The following is a 16560-nucleotide window of genomic DNA, read 5'->3' as shown; positions in this document are numbered from 1 at the left end:
AGCCGAGGGACCGGTGAACGGGAGGACATCGATGACGCATCCCACCCAGCAGTGGCGCGCGATCCTGGAGATCGTGGAGCGGGCGCGGAAGACGACCGGGCATTTCGCCGTCGCGTCCGTGGACCGGCACGGGATTCCGAACATCACGCCGGTGGGCACGGTGTTCTTCCGCGAGGACGGCACCGCGTTCTATTTCGACCGCTACACCCGCGCGCTCGCGGAGAACCTCGCCACGAACCCGCACGTCTGCCTGCTGGCCGTCGATCGCGGACCGCTGTTCTGGTTCCGGTCGCTGGCGCTCGGCCGCTTCGGCGGCGCTCCGGGTGTCCGGCTCTACGGGACCGTCGGCCCGCTGCGGCGCGCCACCGCGCCCGAACTCGACCGGGTGCGGCGACGCGTGCGGCCGATGCGGCTGCTCCCGGGCGGGCGGCTGCTGTGGTCGGGGTTCGAACAGGTCCGCGACATCACGTTCACCAGTGCCCGCCTGGTGCGGTATCCGGCCATGATGTCGCATCTGCCCGACATCGAACCCGGTGCCCTGCGCGAGGATTCGGGCGCCCCCTGCCGGGAGCGCCCGACGCCGTGATCCGTCCCGGGCGGATCAGGGTTCGACGGGCAGGCCCGCCGCCACCCAGTCCTGGATCCCCTCCCGGTACTTGCGGACGTTGCCGTAGCCGAGCGCGGTGAGCCGGGCGGCGACCTGTCCGCTGTTCGGGCAGGCCGCGTTCGAGCAGTAGGTGACGATCGCGGCGTCCTTGTCCGGGAGCAGGCGCGCGGCCAGGGTCTCCACGTCGGCCTCGACGAGGTTGAGCGCGCCGGGCAGGTGCGCCTCGGCGTAGTACTCGGCACCGAGGGCGTCGACGACGGTCACCGTCCCGGCTTCCAGTTCTCGGGCCAGTTCGTCGCGGGTGATCAATGCGGTCATGGGGAGCACCTTTCCGATTTACGTGCGTGCGCACACACTCTAAGCTTTGCGTGCGTGCGCACGCAACCGGCTAGGATGATCCGCATGCCCAACGCGCAGAGAAACCACCCCGCGATCGGCGCCTGGGCGGCGCTGCTGCAGGTGCACGCCCGTCTCGTCCCCGAACTCGACACCGAGCTGCGTCGCGCGACCGGTCTACCGCTGAGCTGGTACGACGTCCTGCTCGAACTGGACGGACCGCAGCCGTTGCGGATGAGCGACCTGGGGGAACGGGTGGTGCTGAGCCGCACGCGGGTCAGCCGGCTGGTCACCGAGCTGGAATCGCACGGGCTGGTCCGCCGCGACAGCAATCCCGCCGACGGCCGGTCTGCGGTCGTCGGCATCACCGACGAGGGCCGCGACCGCCTCCGTGCGGCGGCCCCGCACTACCTCGCCGCCGTCGAACGCCGCTTCGCCGGGCTCGACGACCAGACCGTCGCCGCCCTGTCGACGACCCTGCGCGCGATCCTCGGCCCGACCGGCCTCGACGATCCCCCGCTCCCGGGACGACAGCCCCACCTCTGAACGAAAGACGTGGGGGACGTCCGCCGGGAACCGGGCGGCTGTGGGTTCCCGGCGGACGGAACCATGGCCGGGTTGCCGCGCGCGCCGTTGAGCGAGGATCCGGACCGGCTCGCTGAGGGAGTACCCCGAATCACCCCGATGATCACCTCGTGTTCCACACGACCGCACCATGTCCGGCTCCTCAGGGCTCGGCCTCCGGATGGATCCGCTCGTGGCTGGTCAGCAGCAGGTGGTCGAAGACCGAGATCGTGGCCGGATCGGGCGGCGGGACCAGGTCCAGATCCGCGATCACCTGGCCGGCGATGTCACGCAGCTTGAGGTTGGCCTCCTGCGAGCGCCACACGAGCACCTTGAACGCCTGGTCGGCATCGATCCGGTACATCCGCATCAGCACGCCCTTGGCCTGCTCGATCACCGCCCGCGCGGTCGCCGCCCCGACGGCCTCACTCACCGCCGCCCGGTTCGCGTCGTCGGCCGCGGCACCGATCGTGTCGGACAGGTCGAGGTAGTAGCCGGTGGTCCCCACCGGCGTGCCCTCGTCGTCGAGGACGCGATCGGCGAGCACCATCACCGTGTGCACCTGCCCGGACGTGTCGAGAAACCGGTGCCTGCTGGAGAACGGGTGCCCCGCGCCGATCACGCGACTGATCAGGCCGGCGACGACATCGGGGGCGTCGGGATGCTTGTGATCGAGCAGCAATTCGGTGGTCGGCTCGACCTCACCGGGGACGTAACCGTGCATCCGGTAGATCTCCGCCGACCACTCCCATCGGCCCGTGGTGAACCAGAAGGTGAACGTTCCGACACCGGCGGGCCGATAGGCACGGGCGAACCGTTCCTCGTCGTCCTCGTGCGATCCGGTCATGGTCTCCAGTGTCCACCCGCCGGGGCTGCGGCGACAGCATCGTCACACCCGCGACCTGCGGCGACGATGCGTGGGGTTTATCCGGACCTCCGGACGGGAAATCTCCGGCTACCGCTACCGGCTCGATTCAAACCGTGTGTTGCACCGGGGTCGGTCATCAGGACGGGGTCCGGCCATGGGCGCTGACCACGATCTGTCCAGCGCGACCTTTGGCTACGAGCATCTCGAGCCGGCGTTCGCGAAGCTGCTCGAACTGGATCGCGACTGCGCCGCGTTCCGCGCGGGACGCGACCGCATCATCTGTCGATGTCTGCCGCTCGCCGAGCACATCGCCCGCCGCTACAACGGGCGGGGTGTGCCCTTCGACGACCTCGAACAGGTCGCCCGCGTCGGCGTCGTCCTCGCGGTCGACCGGTACGACGTCGGTCGCGGCACGCCGTTTCTCGCCTTCGCCATCCCGACCGTCATGGGCGAGGTCCGCCGCCACTTCCGCGACAAGACCTGGGCCCTGCGCGTCACCCGCCGCGACAAGGAGGACCAGGCCCGCGTCAGCGCCGCCGTGGACGAGCTGACCCAGCGCCTGCGGCACTCGCCCACGGTCAGCGAGATCGCCGCCGAGACCGGGCTCGACCGCGCCGAGATCGCCCGCGTCCGCGTGACCGCCGAGGCCTACAACACCACCAGCCTCGATGCCCGCGTGCACGTCGGTGAGCACGACACCCTCGGCGCGCCGGCCGACACCCTCGGCTACGACGAACCCTGCTACGACCTCACCGAACGGGCCATGGCCGCCGCGCCCGCGGTGGCGGCGCTGTCCGCCGAGGACCGGCAGCTGCTGGTCTGGCGGTTCTTCGATCAGCTGCCCCAGCAGCAGATCGGCAGGCTCCTCGGCGTCTCACAGATGAGCATCTCGCGCCGCCTGTCCCGGCTGCTCGATCGCCTGCGCCGCCAGGTCGGCGAGGAGGCGCCGCCCGCGGATCAGGCGCGGCCCCGGGACGTGGTCCACCGCTGATCCCACCCTGCCGGGCCGAAGCCCTCGCCGCGTACGCCACGCGGTAGCCGACCGCGCCGCCCGCTTCGACGCCGCGGCGTCGGGCAGCGCGGTCGGCAGCGGCGGTTCGTGGGCGACGACGGTGGCCACCGGGTCGGGTGGGCGGCGACCGGCGCCGGCGCGACGGCGCCGCCGCTGCCGGCGACCAGGTCGACCGGGCCGCCGCCGGCTTCGACGTCTCCCGCGCGCGGAAGTCATCGGCGCGACCGCGCCCTCCGCGGTCCCCCCGCCGTCGCTTCGCCGGACGACCGGATTCTCGCTGTTACGGTGGAAGTGCCGGATGCTCCGCCGTAGCCGGGCCCCGGAGGACATCGCCTGAGAGCTCGAAGCGCCGCTGTGCCGTTTCCGTGAAACCGAAGGAGAAGTCACGTGACCACATTCGACCCCACCGCCGGGCACGAGTCGTCGGCGCCGTCGACGACCGAGTCGGGAGCGCCGCGCGAGAACGACGCGCACTCGCTGAGCGTGGGCCCGGACGGGCCGCTGTTGCTGCACGACGTCGCCCTGGTGGAGAAGCTGGCCCGGTTCGACCGGGAACGCATCCCCGAGCGCAGCCCGCACGCCAAAGGCTCCGGCGCCTTCGGCAGGCTCGAGATCACCGAGGACGTCTCCGCCTACACGAAGGCCAAGGTCTTCCAGCCGGGCACCGTCACGCCGATGCTGGCCCGGTTCTCCACCGTGGCAGGCGAACTCGGCTCCCCCGACACGTGGCGTGACGTGCGCGGCTTCGCGCTGAAGTTCTACACCGAGGACGGCAACTTCGACATCGTCGGCAACAACACCCCCACCTTCTTCGTCCGCGACCCGATGAAGTTCGCCGACTTCATCCACTCGCAGAAGCGGCTGCCCGACTCGGGCCTGCGCGACGCGACCATGCAGTGGGATTTCTGGACCCTGTCCCCCGAATCCGCCCATCAGGTGACCTACCTGATGGGCGATCGCGGCATCCCGCGCACGTGGCGGCACATGAACGGCTACTCCTCCCACACCTACATGTGGGTCAACGCCGCGGGCGAGCGGTTCTGGGTGAAATACCACTTCCTGACCGAGCAGGGCCTCGAGTTCCTCACCAACGCCGAGGCCGAGAAACTGGCCGGGCAGGACGCCGACGCCCACCGGCGGGACCTGTTCGAGTCCATCCGCGACGGCGAGTTCCCGTCCTGGCGGGTCGAGGTCCAGATCATGCCCTACCAGGACGCGAAGTCCTACCGCTTCAATCCGTTCGACCTCACCAAGGTCTGGTCGAAGAAGGACTACCCGCGGATCCCGGTGGGCCGGTTCACCCTCGATCAGAACCCGGTCAATCACTTCGCCCAGATCGAGCAGGCCGCGTTCAGCCCGTCCAACACCGTGCCCGGCACCGGGATCTCCCCGGACAAGATGCTGCTCGGCCGCGTCTTCTCCTACCCCGACGCGCAGCGGAACCGCCTGGGCACCAACCACAATCAGCTGCCGGTGAACCGTCCGGTCGTGCCGACCAACTCCTACGACAAGGAGGGCGCGATGCAGTTCTTCCACAGCGGCGCCGCGCCGGTGTACGCGCCGAACTCCTTCGGCCGCACCTACCAGGACGCGCAGGGTCCGGTCGACAACGGCTGGGAGAGCGACGGCGAGCTCGTGCGCGCCGCCTACACCCTGCACGCGGAGGACGACGACTTCGGCCAGGCGCACACGCTGGTGCGCGACGTCATGGGCGAGGACGAGCGCGCCCGCCTGGTCGACACCGTCGTCGGCACCCTGCTCGGCGGCGTGGTGGAACCGGTGCTGTCCAACGTCTTCCAGTACTGGCGCAACATCGACCAGGAGGTCGGCGACCGCATCGAGGCCGAGTACAAGTCCCGCGCCGACGCCTGAGCGGCGCGGCGCACCGGGGAGGCGGTCCCGCCGTGGGGCCGCCTCCCCGCTCACCCGATGGCGAAGGCGACGAAGAAGCCGCCCGCGGTCGCCATCCCGACCCACCAGCCGCCCTCGCGGTAGGCCTCGGGCACCATCGAATCCGCCAGCATGGCGATGGTGGCGCCACCCGCGAACGCCTGCACGGCGCTGATCGCGGTCCCCGGGATGGCGTCGGCGAGCCCGTTACCCAGCACCGTCACCGCGACCAGCACCGCGGCGGTCACCGCCCACAGGGCGAATGTGCGCCGCGGCGCGAAACCGTGCTGTTCGCGCATCAGCGCGACCCCGCTGACCGCCTCGGGCACGTTGCCCGCCGCGATCGCCACCAGCAGCACCAGTCCCCCGCCGGCGCCGAGGGATACCCCGAGCGCGATGTTCTCCGGCACCCCGTCGAGCACCGTCCCGAGCAGCAGCGCCCAGCCGATGGCGGCAGGTCCGAGCTTGTTCTCGATGAGATGGTTGGCCACCACGTAGATCCCGGCCCCGGCGAACAGCGCCGCCCCCGCGACCACGGCGCCGTCGCGATGGAACGCCGGGGCGAACAGTTCCTCCGACACCGCCGCGATCATCGTGCCTGCGCCGAAGGCCATCATCGTGGCCAGCACCGGCCGAGGCAGCGTCCACCGGATGCCGACGGCCACCCCGATCATCAGCGGAACCACCGTGCCGAGCCCGTACAGCAGCGCGTTGAGCATGCCGCCGAGCCTATTCGCCCCACGGACGGGCGCGTCCACCGTGGTGGCTCGGCGGGGCCTCGTAGGCTGGGGTGATGGCAGACGACACCGGCAGGCCGGTCGACATCAAGCCCCGCTCCCGCGATGTCACCGACGGACTCGAGAAGACCGCGGCGCGCGGCATGCTCCGCGCGGTGGGGATGGGCGATGAGGACTGGGCCAAACCCCAGATCGGGGTGGCGTCGAGCTGGAACGAGATCACCCCGTGCAACCTGTCCCTCGACCGCCTGGCCAAGGCGGTCAAGGAGGGCGTGCACGCCGCGGGCGGCTATCCCCTGGAGTTCGGCACGATCTCGGTGTCGGACGGCATCTCCATGGGCCACGAGGGGATGCACTTCTCGCTGGTCAGCCGGGAGATCATCGCCGACTCGGTCGAGACGGTGATGATGGCCGAGCGTCTCGACGGTTCGGTGCTGCTGGCCGGCTGCGACAAGAGCCTGCCCGGGATGCTGATGGCCGCCGCCCGGCTGGACCTGTCCAGCGTCTTCCTCTACGCGGGCTCGACCCTGCCCGGCAACGTCGACGGCCGCGAGGTCACCATCATCGATGCGTTCGAGGCGGTCGGCGCCTGTATCAAGGGCCTGATCACCCGGGAGGAGGTCGACCGTATCGAGCGGGCGATCTGCCCCGGCGAGGGCGCGTGCGGCGGCATGTACACCGCCAACACGATGGCCTCGGTCGCCGAGGCGCTGGGGATGAGCCTGCCCGGCTCGGCCGCGCCGCCCGCGCCGGACCGCCGCCGCGACGAGTACGCCCGCCGCTCCGGCGAGGCCGTCGTCGAACTGCTGCGACGCGGGATCACCGCCCGCGACATCCTGACGATGGAGGCGTTCGAGAACGCCATCACCATCGTCATGGCGCTGGGCGGGTCGACCAACGCCGTGCTGCACCTGCTGGCCATCGCGCGCGAGGCCGGTGTCGACCTGACGCTGGCCGACTTCAACCGGGTCGGCGAGAAGGTGCCGCACCTGGGCGATCTCAAGCCGTTCGGCCGCTACGTCATGAACGATGTCGACCGGGTCGGCGGGATCCCGGTCGTGCTCAAGGCCCTGCTCGACGCCGGTCTCCTGCACGGCGACGTGCTGACCGCCACCGGCAGGACCATGGCCGAGAACCTCGCCTCGATCGAGCTGGGCCTCGACGGCGACGTCATCCGGCGCCTGGACCGGCCGATCCACCGGACCGGCGGCCTCACCATCCTGCACGGTTCCCTCGCCCCCGAGGGCGCGGTGGTGAAGAGCGCGGGCTTCGACTCCGATGTCTTCCGCGGCACCGCCCGGGTCTTCGACGGGGAGCGCGCCGCGATGGACGCGCTGGAGAACGGCACGATCGTGGCCGGCGACGTGGTCGTCATCCGCTACGAGGGTCCCAAGGGCGGTCCTGGCATGCGGGAGATGCTCGCCATCACCGGCGCCATCAAGGGCGCGGGGCTCGGGAAGGACGTCCTGCTGCTCACCGACGGCCGGTTCTCCGGCGGCACAACGGGTTTGTGTGTCGGCCACGTCGCGCCGGAGGCCGTGGACGGCGGGCCGATCGCGTTCGTGCGCGACGGCGATCCGATCGTCCTCGACGTCGCCGACCACTCGCTCGACGTCGAGATCGACGAGGACGAGCTGGCCGCGCGCAAGGTAGGCTGGGAGCCGCTGCCGCCGAAGTACACCTCCGGCGTCCTGGCCAAGTACCGCAAGCTGGTCAGCTCGGCCGCGCACGGCGCGGTCACCGGCTGACCGCGCGCCGCGGTCAGCTCACCATCTGCGGGTCGAACCGGGGATAGACGACGAGCGGATCGACGACGACCACCGCGCAGACCCGGATGAGCCGCTCGGGCACGACGTCGCCGAGGTGGGCGAACGACGGGGTGAGCACCGCGTCGACGCCGAGGTCCGCGGCGATCGCGGTCAGCCGGGCGACCGGGTCGAAGGTGGTGGCGGAGAACGCGATGGTCTTGCGCAGGTCGTAGCCCTGATCGTCTGCCGCGCAGCGCATCTGCTCCTCGTCCCACACCTGGCCGACCCCGCTGATGTCGGTGCGGATGTAGCCGATGGCCGAGAGCAGCTCCGTCTCGTCGCGCAGCGGCGGCGCCTGCGGGAACGACCGGGTCCACACTCGCGACGCCGCGACAGCGCGTCCGTGCCCGAGCACGGCGCGGCTGTCGATTCCGTTCATCAGGGGTCCTGCTGTCGTCTTGTGGCGTTGCACGGCCCTATCCCAGCACCGCGGCCCCGCGGCAAAAAGAGGAGAAAGACCCTTCGAATCCGTCGCGTCACGTGGTGCGCGGGTAGGACTTCGGCGCGGCGGGCCGGTGCGCGCCACCGATTGGCGGTCGTCACAAACCGGCCGCGCCGCGCCAGTCCTCGTGCCCAGTGTCGACTCCCGGGTGTTGCCGGGACCGGTGTGCCGGTCCCACAGTGGAGAGGGTGTCAGCGCAGCATCATCAGCACGATAGTGGGCCCGATTTCGCGTGGCGACTCAACGAACTCTTCGACCGGCCCACGCTCCCGGGTCGTCGTCCGCACACCAACCGCACCGTCGCCGACGCGGTGACCGCGCGGGGCCACCGGCTCTCCTCCCCGTACCTGTCGCAGTTGCGTACGGGTCAGCGCGTCAATCCCTCGCCGCGGCTGGTCGCCGCGCTGGCCGCCTACTTCGGCGTCGCACCGCAATACTTCTACGGGCTCACCGGCGCGCATCCCGTGCGCGCCGACAGCACCGTCGTCCGGCGGCTGCGCACGCCGGGCCTGCGCTCCCTGCTGCATCACGCCCAGCAGCTCGACGCCGACACCCTCGATGTCATCCTGCAGTTCTCCGACAGCCTCCGCGCGGCCGAAGGACTGCCGGCTCATCCCGACGTCCACTAACCGACGCAACGTCTCTGCATCGAATCACCCCACAGACAGGCAGCCCTGCCAGGTCTGGAAGTCGCCGGCGAACGCGGGTCCGCCGCTGCAGGTCGGGCCGGTCGCGCCGGAGACCGTCACCGAGGCGCCCGGCCCCGCGATGCCGATCGACAGGCCGGGGCGGGCGCCCGTGACGTCGGCGCGCGCGCCCGCTCCGACGGCGATGGCCGCGGGCCCGGACAGATACTGCGACGCCGACGTGGCGGTGCCGCCGCCGGCGGCGACGGCGAGCGACAGGCTCGTCGCGGCGGCGTCGGCCGCGGCGTTCCCGCCGAATCCGTAAGCGGCGGCGGCGCCGCCCGCGTCACTGGCCGCCGAGCAGGACTCCGCGCCCGTGCCTGCCTCGGCGAAGGCCGCGCCCGGCGCGGGACACCCCGCGGCCGCGGACGCGCCGGGGGCCGCGGCGAGGATGCCGAGCGACGCCGCGCCGGCGCCGACGAGCAGACAGAACACCCGGCCCGAAGCTGACAAGACCATGACTGACTCCCTTCTCGGGCGGTCCGGCGCGCCCGCGAACAGGCGACCGGGACCGCTGAACGTGTGTGCCTGAGGGTCACTCTACCCCAATAACGATGCATAAACGATGCATTCTCGGCGGGCGTACGTCGCTCCGTCCGGGTGCGTCGGTGGCGCACGGACCCGGCTCCGAGAGGCGGTCCACCCCCTCGGCGACGACGCACCGGGGTGACACCCGGCACGGCTGTGAACATCGGGACACAGTGCCGCGAAACACAGTGTGACGCAGGCGAGTGCGGGTATGGCCGTCCGCGACCGAGCGACGTGCACAGCGGGGTGGGCGAAGCCGGCGCGGTCATGGTTTCGACGAAGGGGACCGGAATGTCGTTGCTGATCATGGTGGCTGTCCTACCGGTGATGGCGGCCGCCGCTTCCTACCTGGCCATCGCGCTCGCGTGCTGGTGCGAGCTACCCCAACGCGCGCCCCTCGAGATCGACCGCTTCGCGCCGAGGCCCGGCCCGGCCCCGGCGAACCGGACCGAGAAGTCCCCGTAGGCGGCGCTCGCCGGCGAGCCGGGAACGTCGGGCCGATGAGCGGGCGCGTCCCGGGCCGGCTCCCGGCGATCGCGGGACCGCTCCGGACGATCAGCGTCACCGACGGCACGGTCCGGGAATTCCCCGGCTCGTCCACCAAACCGCCGGGCCGACCGCTGCGAAGTACCTCGCGCCATCACCGACGCGAGAGGTACCCGATGTCGAGGACACGAACGATGCGGTCCGCCGCGCTCACGGCCGTTCTGGCGGCCGCCCTGTGCCTGTCCCCCGTGTTCGCGCGGGCGGCACCCGAGGACGCGCGGGTGGTCACCGTCGCGGACGTCGGCGAGCGACTGCAGACCGTCACGGTCTACTCACCGGCCATGAACCGGGAGATACCGCTGACGGTGGTCCGCGCCGCCGCGGCGGGACGGCCGACGCTGTACCTGCTCAACGGCTCCCAGGGTGGGCCCAACGGGTCGGGCTGGGACGCGCAGACCGACGCGGTGGGTTTCCTGCGCGACCGGGACGTCAACGCCGTCATCCCGGTGGGCGGCGCGGGCTCCTACTACACCGACTGGATCCGCGACGACGCCGTCCTCGGGCGCAACAAGTGGCAGACCTTCCTCAACGAGGAACTCCCGCCGGTGATCGAGGCATACCTGAACGCCGACGGCGCGCGCGCCCTGGCCGGGGTGTCGATGAGCGGCACCTCCGTCCTGAACCTGGCGATCGCCGCGCCCGGATTCTGGCGGGGCGTCGCCTCGTTCAGCGGCTGCGCCCAGACCTCGGACCCCCTCGGCCAGGAGTACATCCGCGTCACGGTGGAGAACTGGAGCGGCGCGCAGAGCGTGGAGAACATGTGGGGACCGCGCACCGATCCCCGCTGGCGGGCCAACGATCCGCTCGTCAACGCGGCCGGCCTGCGTGGCACCGCGGTGTACCTCAGCACCGGCACCGGCGTGCCCGCCGCGCCGCACGACACGCCCGCCGACCCACGCGTCCGGGACGGGCGCATCCCGCTGCCGGTCCAGATCGCGTTCGGCGGCCCCATCGAGGCGGCCGTGCACTCGTGCACGCTCGCCCTGGCGTCGCGGCTGCGCGAACTCGACATCCCCGCCACCGTGCACGAGCGTCCCGCGGGCACCCACTCCTGGGGCTACTGGGAGGACGACCTGCACTCCGCGTGGCCGTTCCTGGCCGGGGTGCTCGGCACGAACTGAGACGACGCCCGCCGCAGCGCCTTCAGCGTCCGGGCAGCACACCGAGGGTCGCGCACCGGGCCGCCCGGTCGCCGGGCGGGCCGGTGCGGTCGTCTCACAGGCCCGCTCTGCTCCGCGCCACCTCCTCGGCCAGTGCCAATGTCGCGTGCACCTGGGCCTGCGCCTGCAGCGCCTGCACCCGCGCCCACCGGTTTCCGTGGATGCCGTCGACCGGGACCGCGTTGGTGTATCCGGCGTCCTCCTGCTCGATCGCCGTCCGGAGTGCCTCGTTCGCCTCGTCCGCGAGTTGCTCGGCCCGCGCCGCGTGTGTGTCAGCCATACCGACGACGGTAGCCGCCGACCGGCCGCCGCGCGGCGTTCAGAGCTCGGCGGTGTGGCGGGGGTGCTGCAGACCTTCGTTGTGGCGCAAGGACTCCGCGGCGGCGCCGAGACGTCGCTGGGCTTGCGGGGACAGGCCCGAGGCCGTGGCCAGCAGCGCGCGCAGACGGCGGTCGTGCAGCCGCACGAGCAGGCGGTCGTCGGGATCGATGTCCCCGGCGGTGGGCGTCACGGGCGGAATCGGGGCGGGGCGCGGTGAGAGCTGCATCAGGGTCTCCGAATCGGCTGATCGGGCGAGGATGTTTCGCCACGCGACATCGGCGTGCGCGCGTCGGCAGCCGTATTCCCGATCCGGCGCGCCCCAATCACCCCGGCACCCGCGACCGCGGAAATGCCCGGCGCGGCGCCGCGGTTCGGCGTGCCGCCGGAGTGTCTCCCCATGCCTCGGCGGGGTGGATCACCGGGGTTCGTCCAGCCCGGACGCCGGCGAGGAGGCGGTGCCGAGGGGCGACCGGGGACGCCGCGCCGGCGGGCAGGGCACCTCCGGGCGGGACACGCGGGTCCCGGCTCCGCGCCGACGGTGAGCACGTACACTCCGTCGGTCGGCCGATCACCGCGTCGTCCTCGCACCGAAAGCGCTGGGCAACAGTCTTTCTCGGGCCGATGCTGTACCGAGCGTTCGATGACCGTAGCCATTGCGAGCGAAGGAGTCGGTTCGATGACGGTAAAGCCGAACGAGGAGTGGGATCTTCACGGTTCCACCGCATGGGTGTTCACGACACAGCGCGGCCTGCAACGGCCGTTCGTGCTCGTCGCCGACGGCGGCCCGGCGGACATGGCGGCGCTGGGGGAAGCGGCGGACGCGGCGGACTTCGCGCTGCGTGCACAGCTCACCCAGCGCGGCTACGACCTGATCCTGGTCGGGTTCGATCACGATCCCGCCGATCCGGCCAAGTCCGCCGACACGGTGCGCCACGCGGTTCTCCGTGCCGTCGCCCAGCGGCTCGGGTCGGTCCCGCTGATGCTCGGCGGGATCGGTCGCGGGGCGCTGGTCGCCCGCTACGCGCTGGCCCGGATGGAGCACGAGCACATGGACCACCAGACCCAGACCTACTACTCCTACAACGGTGTCGCGCCGACCGCGCAGGAAGCCGGCGAGTTCGAGCGGGTCGGCGGGATGCCCCGGCGGCCCCGGCTGCTGAAGATCACCGCGGGCGCACCGGATCTGGAGGGGCTCGGCCGCGACGCCGACCCCGACGCGTCGATGTTCGACGACTGGCTGTTCACCGACGGCGCCGCCGACGGGCTGATGTCCCCCGAGGCGGGCACCTGGCTGCTCGACCGGCTCCCGTACTAGTGTCCGACCCGCTCCGCCCGGCGGCGGCACGGCCGCGAACTCGACCGGACCGCCGCCGGGCGCGCACCAGCGGGCGCCGTGACCCGCCGCCTCAGGGCAGCGCGTCACCGGGGATGGACTGCGCGTCGTAGAGCTCGTAGGCCAGGACGCCCGCGTCGATGGCCTTGTCCTGGTCCAGGATCGCGCGCACGTCGTCGGGACCGCAGGTGTAGACGCCGACTCCGGCGAGCTCGCCGGAGGCCGGGATGCGCAGGGTGATGGGCAGCAGACCCTGCTCGCGCAGGTCGCAGTTGAGGCGGCCGTGCTCCCACAGCAGCGCGTCGCGGTCCGGGTGGTCGGCCGCGGGCCCCCAGCGCAGCACGCAGACGGTGTAGTCGCGGGAGCGGGCGAGCAGGGCGAGCATCTGGTCGTCGGTGAACACGGTGGGTCCGTCCTTCGTGGTGGTTGTGGGGAATCCGGCGCGGAACGCCGAGAGGATGCGCTGCCAGCCGATGCGGTAGGCCTCGCCGTCGTAGCCGCCGGGCAGCGCGCAGGCCCGGCGCAGTTCGTCGGGGTCGAGCCGGTCCCAGCCGCCGTGCACCAGGTCGACCTTGGTCAGGGCGGCACCGATCGGACGGAAGGTGATGGTCACCTCGGTCGGGGTGCCGGTGATGTTCCAGGTCATGGCGAAGGTGTGCGGCGGTTCGAAACGCAGGACGGTGCCCCAGGATTCGACGGTGCCGTCCTCTCAGACCTCGGTCACCTCGCCGCCGACGCGGCCGTCGACGACCACGTCGCGGACGCGGGCGCCGCCCCGGGAGAACGGCTCCAGCGGCCACCAGCCTGCCATCTCGAACACGAACACCCGCCACACCCGCTCGATCGGCGCGCGCACCAGCGTGGACTGCCGGATCGGCGGGCGTCGCAGCGGCATCACCGCGGCGTCGGGCCCGGCGGCCCGCGGTTCGGGGGTATTCATGCGAAACCTCCTGGATCGCTGTCGTTCTCGGCCAGGTCCCGGCCTCGCCGCAGGGCCGTCGACCACATGTTCTCGAAGGCCAGGCGCGCCTGGGTCATGCCCGAGGGCGAGGCCCGGTAGAGGCGGCGGGTGCCGTCGCGCCGTTCGTCGACCAGCCCGGCTTCCCGCAGCACGGCCAGGTGCTGGCTGACCGCGGGCCTGCTGATCTCGAACGCCCCCGCGATCTCCCCCGCGGCCAGTTCGGCGGCGTTCACCAGGCGCAGGATGGCCCGGCGGCGCGGTTCGGCGAGGGCGCGGAACACCTCGTCGGCCCCGTCGTCGTACCAGGCGTGGGCGGGTTCACTCATGCCGCGCCGCCCCGCCGCCGCCCGCCTCCGCGCGCCCTGGGGACGCCTCCCTCAGGGCCCCGACCGGGCCGGTTCTGTCGATCATGGCTACCTCCACGCTATGCGTAAGCAATCTCTTACGTAAGTAGCTACGAACATATACCGGCTCGCGCGACCGCACAAGACGCCGAGACCCGGGAAGCGCCCCGGTCGGCGCCGCGAGCCCGCGGCGCCGACTCCGACGCCGCCGGCCGGGACGCGGAACATCCGCCGCCCCCGAAGGCCATTCGGCGTCCCGGGTCCCCCGGCGGCGTAGGGTGAAGTCCATCAGTACCGCCACCGGCGCGATTCACACTGCGAGTCGTCTCCGGGGTCGGCCATCAGGACGGGGTCCGGCCATGAGCGCTGACCACGATCTGCCCACCGCTTCGACCACCGGCTACGAAAATCTCGAGCCGGAATTCTCGAAACTGCGCGACCTCGACACCGGGAGCACCGCGTTCCGGCGCGCCCGCGAGGACATCATCTGCCGGTGCCTGCCGCTGGCCGAACACGTCGCCCGCCGCTACAGCGGCCGAGGTGTCCCCTTCGACGACCTCGAGCAGGTCGCCCGCGTCGGGGTGATGATGGCCGTCGACCGCTACGACGTCGACCGCGGCAGCCCGTTCCTGTCCTTCGCCGTCCCGACGGTGATGGGTGAGGTCCGCCGCCACTTCCGTGACAAGACGTGGGCCCTGCGGGTCACCCGCCGCGACAAGGAGGATCAGGCCCGCGTCAGCGCCGCCGTCGACGTCCTCACCCAGCGGCTGCAGCACTGGCCGACCGTCAGCGAGATCGCCGCCGAGACGGGCCTGGACCGGGCCGAGGTGCTGCGCACGCAGGTGACCGCCGAGGCATACCACACCGACAGCCTCGACGCCCGCTTCCGCGCCGCCGACCAGCAGGAGGGCGGCGCCCTCGCCGAAACCCTCGGCTACGACGAACCCTGCTACGACCTCACCGAACGCTCCATGGCGGCCGCGCCCGCGGTCGCGGCGCTGCCCGCCGAAGACCGTCAGCTGTTGCAGTGGCGCTTCTTCGCCCGGCTGTCCCAGCAGCAGATCGCCCGGCGGCTCGGGGTCTCGCAGATGAGCGTCTCGCGGCGCCTGAGCCGTCTCCTCGACGACCTCCGCCGCCACCTCGACGACGAACCAGCGCCCGCGCAGGTGGTCCGGCCCGGCCCGGCGAGGCTCGCCGACGCGACGGCGGGCTCCCCGCACCCACGGTGACCCGCTTCTACGGTGACAACCATGGGATCGGCAGTCCCGGCACCGATGCTGGCCACCGCCGGACGGCCGCCCGTGCCGCCCGGCGACTGGGCCGCGGAGATGAAATGGGACGGGGTGCGCGCCCTGGCCCACGTCGCCACCGACGGTGGGGTGCGGCTGTTCAGCCGCAACTCCCGTGACGTCACCGGCAGCTATCCGGAGATCGCCGAAGCGCTCACCGCCATGGCCGCCGGCCGCGAGCTGGTCCTCGACGGCGAGCTGGTGGCGCCCGACGCGACCGGCGCGCCGTCGTTCTCGCGGTTGCAGCGGCGCATGCACGTCCTGGCGCCGACGCCTGCGCTGATCGGGCAGGTGCGCGTCGACTACATGCTCTTCGACCTGCTCGGCCTCGACGGTAGGCCGCTGCTCCGCGTCCCCTACCGCGAACGCCGCGCACGACTCGAAGGGCTCGGCCTCGACGACGGCGCCCGGGTGCGCGTCCCCCCGGCCTGGGCGCTGGCCGACGTGGGCGCCGAGGAACTGATGGCGCAGTCGGCCGCGGCGGGGCTCGAGGGCATCGTGTGCAAGCGCTGGGACTCGATCTACGAGGCGGGCAGGCGCTCGACCGCCTGGATCAAAACCGTCCTGCGCACCACCACCGAGGCCGTGATCGTCGGCGCCGTGCCCGGCACGGGTGTCAACGCCGCGACCTTCGGCGGCCTCGTGCTGGCCGCCTACACCCCGCAAGGCCGCCTGCGCTGCCTCGGCGGCGTCGGCACCGGCTTCAGCCAGGCGACGCGCCGCGCGCTGCGCACGCAGCTCGACGGGATCCGCCGCGACACCAGCCCCCTCGACGAGCCCGCGCCGGCGACGATCGCCCGCACGGCGTGGTGGGTCGAGCCGGTCCTGGTCGCCGACATCGAATACCGCGAGGTCAGCGGCGACGGGCTGCTGCGTCACCCCAGCTTCCGCGGCCTGCGCACGGACAAGACCCCGCCGGAGGTGGGCCTGCCCTCCTAGGAACGGACCGGCAGGGTACCCCCGCGACGAGACCCGCCCCCGGCGAGGCGTACGTCGAGAACGACTGCCGGAGAGCGGGTCTCGTCGGAGCAGGGACTCAGCGGTGGGCGGGATCGGCGGAGCGGTGGCCGAACGACCGCCCGCGGAAGGGGTTGCGCCAGCTGCCGCGAGCGGGTGCGGTGCGCGGCT

The 16560-nt window shown here is 72.1% G+C and carries 20 protein-coding genes and 1 pseudogene; 11 read left to right on the top strand and 10 right to left on the bottom strand.

The genetic code is table 11. From position 1 onward, the window contains the following. Nucleotides 1-31 precede the first annotated feature (31 nt). The gene (locus ON36_RS30645) at nt 32-586 is read left to right on the top strand and encodes a pyridoxamine 5'-phosphate oxidase family protein (RefSeq protein WP_083885560.1); all 555 of its coding nucleotides are present in this window, start codon (nt 32-34) and stop codon (nt 584-586) included. A gap of 15 nt (nt 587-601) precedes the next feature. On the opposite strand, the gene ON36_RS30640 is transcribed toward ON36_RS30645, so the two are convergent. Further along, nucleotides 602-925, bottom strand: coding sequence for a rhodanese-like domain-containing protein (locus ON36_RS30640; protein ID WP_043661054.1), 324 nt, complete (start codon nt 923-925; stop codon nt 602-604). An 84-nt stretch (nt 926-1009) separates the two neighbouring features. On the opposite strand from ON36_RS30640, the gene ON36_RS30635 reads away from it, so the two are divergent. Then, on the top strand, nt 1010-1489 hold the full coding sequence (locus ON36_RS30635) for a MarR family winged helix-turn-helix transcriptional regulator (RefSeq protein WP_052314555.1): 480 nt from the start codon (nt 1010-1012) through the stop codon (nt 1487-1489). A gap of 181 nt (nt 1490-1670) precedes the next feature. On the opposite strand, the gene ON36_RS30630 is transcribed toward ON36_RS30635, so the two are convergent. After that, nucleotides 1671-2354 carry an ANTAR domain-containing protein gene (locus ON36_RS30630; RefSeq protein ID WP_043661052.1) on the bottom strand — a complete coding sequence of 228 codons (684 nt, stop codon included), beginning with the start codon at nt 2352-2354 and terminating at the stop codon, nt 1671-1673. 175 nt (nt 2355-2529) lie between these two features. Here ON36_RS30630 and ON36_RS30625 point away from each other — a divergent pair, with 175 nt between their 5' ends. After that, complete coding sequence (locus ON36_RS30625; protein ID WP_083885559.1) at nt 2530-3366, top strand: SigB/SigF/SigG family RNA polymerase sigma factor; 837 nt, start codon at nt 2530-2532, stop codon at nt 3364-3366. Nucleotides 3367-3774: 408 nt separating this feature from the next. Next, nucleotides 3775-5259, top strand: a complete 1485-nt coding sequence (locus tag ON36_RS30620) for a catalase (protein WP_043661050.1) — start codon at nt 3775-3777, stop codon at nt 5257-5259. 50 nt (nt 5260-5309) lie between these two features. On the opposite strand, the gene ON36_RS30615 is transcribed toward ON36_RS30620, so the two are convergent. Further along, entirely contained in the window at nt 5310-5996 is a 687-nt protein-coding gene (locus ON36_RS30615; RefSeq protein ID WP_043661049.1) for a ZIP family metal transporter, read from the bottom strand. A 74-nt stretch (nt 5997-6070) separates the two neighbouring features. On the opposite strand from ON36_RS30615, the gene ilvD reads away from it, so the two are divergent. After that, nucleotides 6071-7762, top strand: a complete 1692-nt coding sequence (gene ilvD / locus ON36_RS30610) for a dihydroxy-acid dehydratase (protein WP_043661047.1) — start codon at nt 6071-6073, stop codon at nt 7760-7762. A 13-nt stretch (nt 7763-7775) separates the two neighbouring features. Here the strand turns inward: ilvD and ON36_RS30605 are convergent, their stop codons facing one another. Then, nucleotides 7776-8201, bottom strand: coding sequence for a hypothetical protein (locus tag ON36_RS30605; protein WP_052314550.1), 426 nt, complete (start codon nt 8199-8201; stop codon nt 7776-7778). 251 nt (nt 8202-8452) lie between these two features. Here ON36_RS30605 and ON36_RS30600 point away from each other — a divergent pair, with 251 nt between their 5' ends. Further along, on the top strand, nt 8453-8893 hold the full coding sequence (locus ON36_RS30600) for a transcriptional regulator (protein WP_043661046.1): 441 nt from the start codon (nt 8453-8455) through the stop codon (nt 8891-8893). Between the two features lie 24 nt (nt 8894-8917). Here the strand turns inward: ON36_RS30600 and ON36_RS30595 are convergent, their stop codons facing one another. Beyond that, nucleotides 8918-9409 (bottom strand): DUF6764 family protein, encoded by a 492-nt coding sequence (locus ON36_RS30595; RefSeq protein ID WP_052314549.1) that lies wholly within the window; start codon nt 9407-9409, stop codon nt 8918-8920. Between the two features lie 360 nt (nt 9410-9769). Between ON36_RS30595 and ON36_RS30590 the strand changes: the two genes are divergently transcribed. Both ON36_RS30590 and ON36_RS30585 read left to right on the top strand, forming a co-directional pair. Continuing rightward, entirely contained in the window at nt 9770-9943 is a 174-nt protein-coding gene (locus ON36_RS30590) for a hypothetical protein (RefSeq protein WP_157225089.1), read from the top strand. A gap of 215 nt (nt 9944-10158) precedes the next feature. Beyond that, on the top strand, nt 10159-11145 hold the full coding sequence (locus ON36_RS30585) for an alpha/beta hydrolase (protein ID WP_043661043.1): 987 nt from the start codon (nt 10159-10161) through the stop codon (nt 11143-11145). 94 nt (nt 11146-11239) lie between these two features. On the opposite strand, the gene ON36_RS34360 is transcribed toward ON36_RS30585, so the two are convergent. Together ON36_RS34360 and ON36_RS30575 are read right to left on the bottom strand one after the other, a co-directional pair. Beyond that, complete coding sequence (locus ON36_RS34360; protein ID WP_043661041.1) at nt 11240-11464, bottom strand: hypothetical protein; 225 nt, start codon at nt 11462-11464, stop codon at nt 11240-11242. A gap of 39 nt (nt 11465-11503) precedes the next feature. Next, on the bottom strand, nt 11504-11731 hold the full coding sequence (locus ON36_RS30575; protein ID WP_043661039.1) for a hypothetical protein: 228 nt from the start codon (nt 11729-11731) through the stop codon (nt 11504-11506). A gap of 450 nt (nt 11732-12181) precedes the next feature. Here ON36_RS30575 and ON36_RS33160 point away from each other — a divergent pair, with 450 nt between their 5' ends. Further along, nucleotides 12182-12820, top strand: coding sequence for a lipase family protein (locus ON36_RS33160; protein ID WP_157225088.1), 639 nt, complete (start codon nt 12182-12184; stop codon nt 12818-12820). A gap of 91 nt (nt 12821-12911) precedes the next feature. Here the strand turns inward: ON36_RS33160 and ON36_RS35200 are convergent. From ON36_RS35200 to ON36_RS30555, 3 genes and pseudogenes are all read right to left on the bottom strand, one after another. Continuing rightward, nucleotides 12912-13523 (bottom strand): annotated as a pseudogene (locus ON36_RS35200) (SRPBCC domain-containing protein); the annotation flags it as partial. 24 nt (nt 13524-13547) lie between these two features. After that, nucleotides 13548-13778, bottom strand: a complete 231-nt coding sequence (locus ON36_RS35970) for an SRPBCC family protein (protein WP_218001262.1) — start codon at nt 13776-13778, stop codon at nt 13548-13550. Continuing rightward, entirely contained in the window at nt 13775-14125 is a 351-nt protein-coding gene (locus tag ON36_RS30555) for an ArsR/SmtB family transcription factor (protein ID WP_043661038.1), read from the bottom strand. Before ON36_RS30555 ends, ON36_RS35970 begins: the two co-directional genes overlap by 4 nt. 377 nt (nt 14126-14502) lie before the next feature. Here ON36_RS30555 and ON36_RS30550 point away from each other — a divergent pair, with 377 nt between their 5' ends. After that, the gene (locus ON36_RS30550) at nt 14503-15372 is read left to right on the top strand and encodes a SigB/SigF/SigG family RNA polymerase sigma factor (protein ID WP_083885556.1); all 870 of its coding nucleotides are present in this window, start codon (nt 14503-14505) and stop codon (nt 15370-15372) included. Between the two features lie 21 nt (nt 15373-15393). Beyond that, nucleotides 15394-16371, top strand: coding sequence for a non-homologous end-joining DNA ligase (ligD, locus tag ON36_RS30545; RefSeq protein WP_083885555.1), 978 nt, complete (start codon nt 15394-15396; stop codon nt 16369-16371). Nucleotides 16372-16560: the final 189 nt, after the last annotated feature.

Source organism: Nocardia thailandica NBRC 100428 (assembly GCF_000308795.1).
In the GTDB taxonomy this organism is placed as follows: Bacteria; Actinomycetota; Actinomycetes; order Mycobacteriales; family Mycobacteriaceae; genus Nocardia; species Nocardia thailandica.
This window is presented reverse-complemented; position numbering and strand designations above follow the sequence as displayed.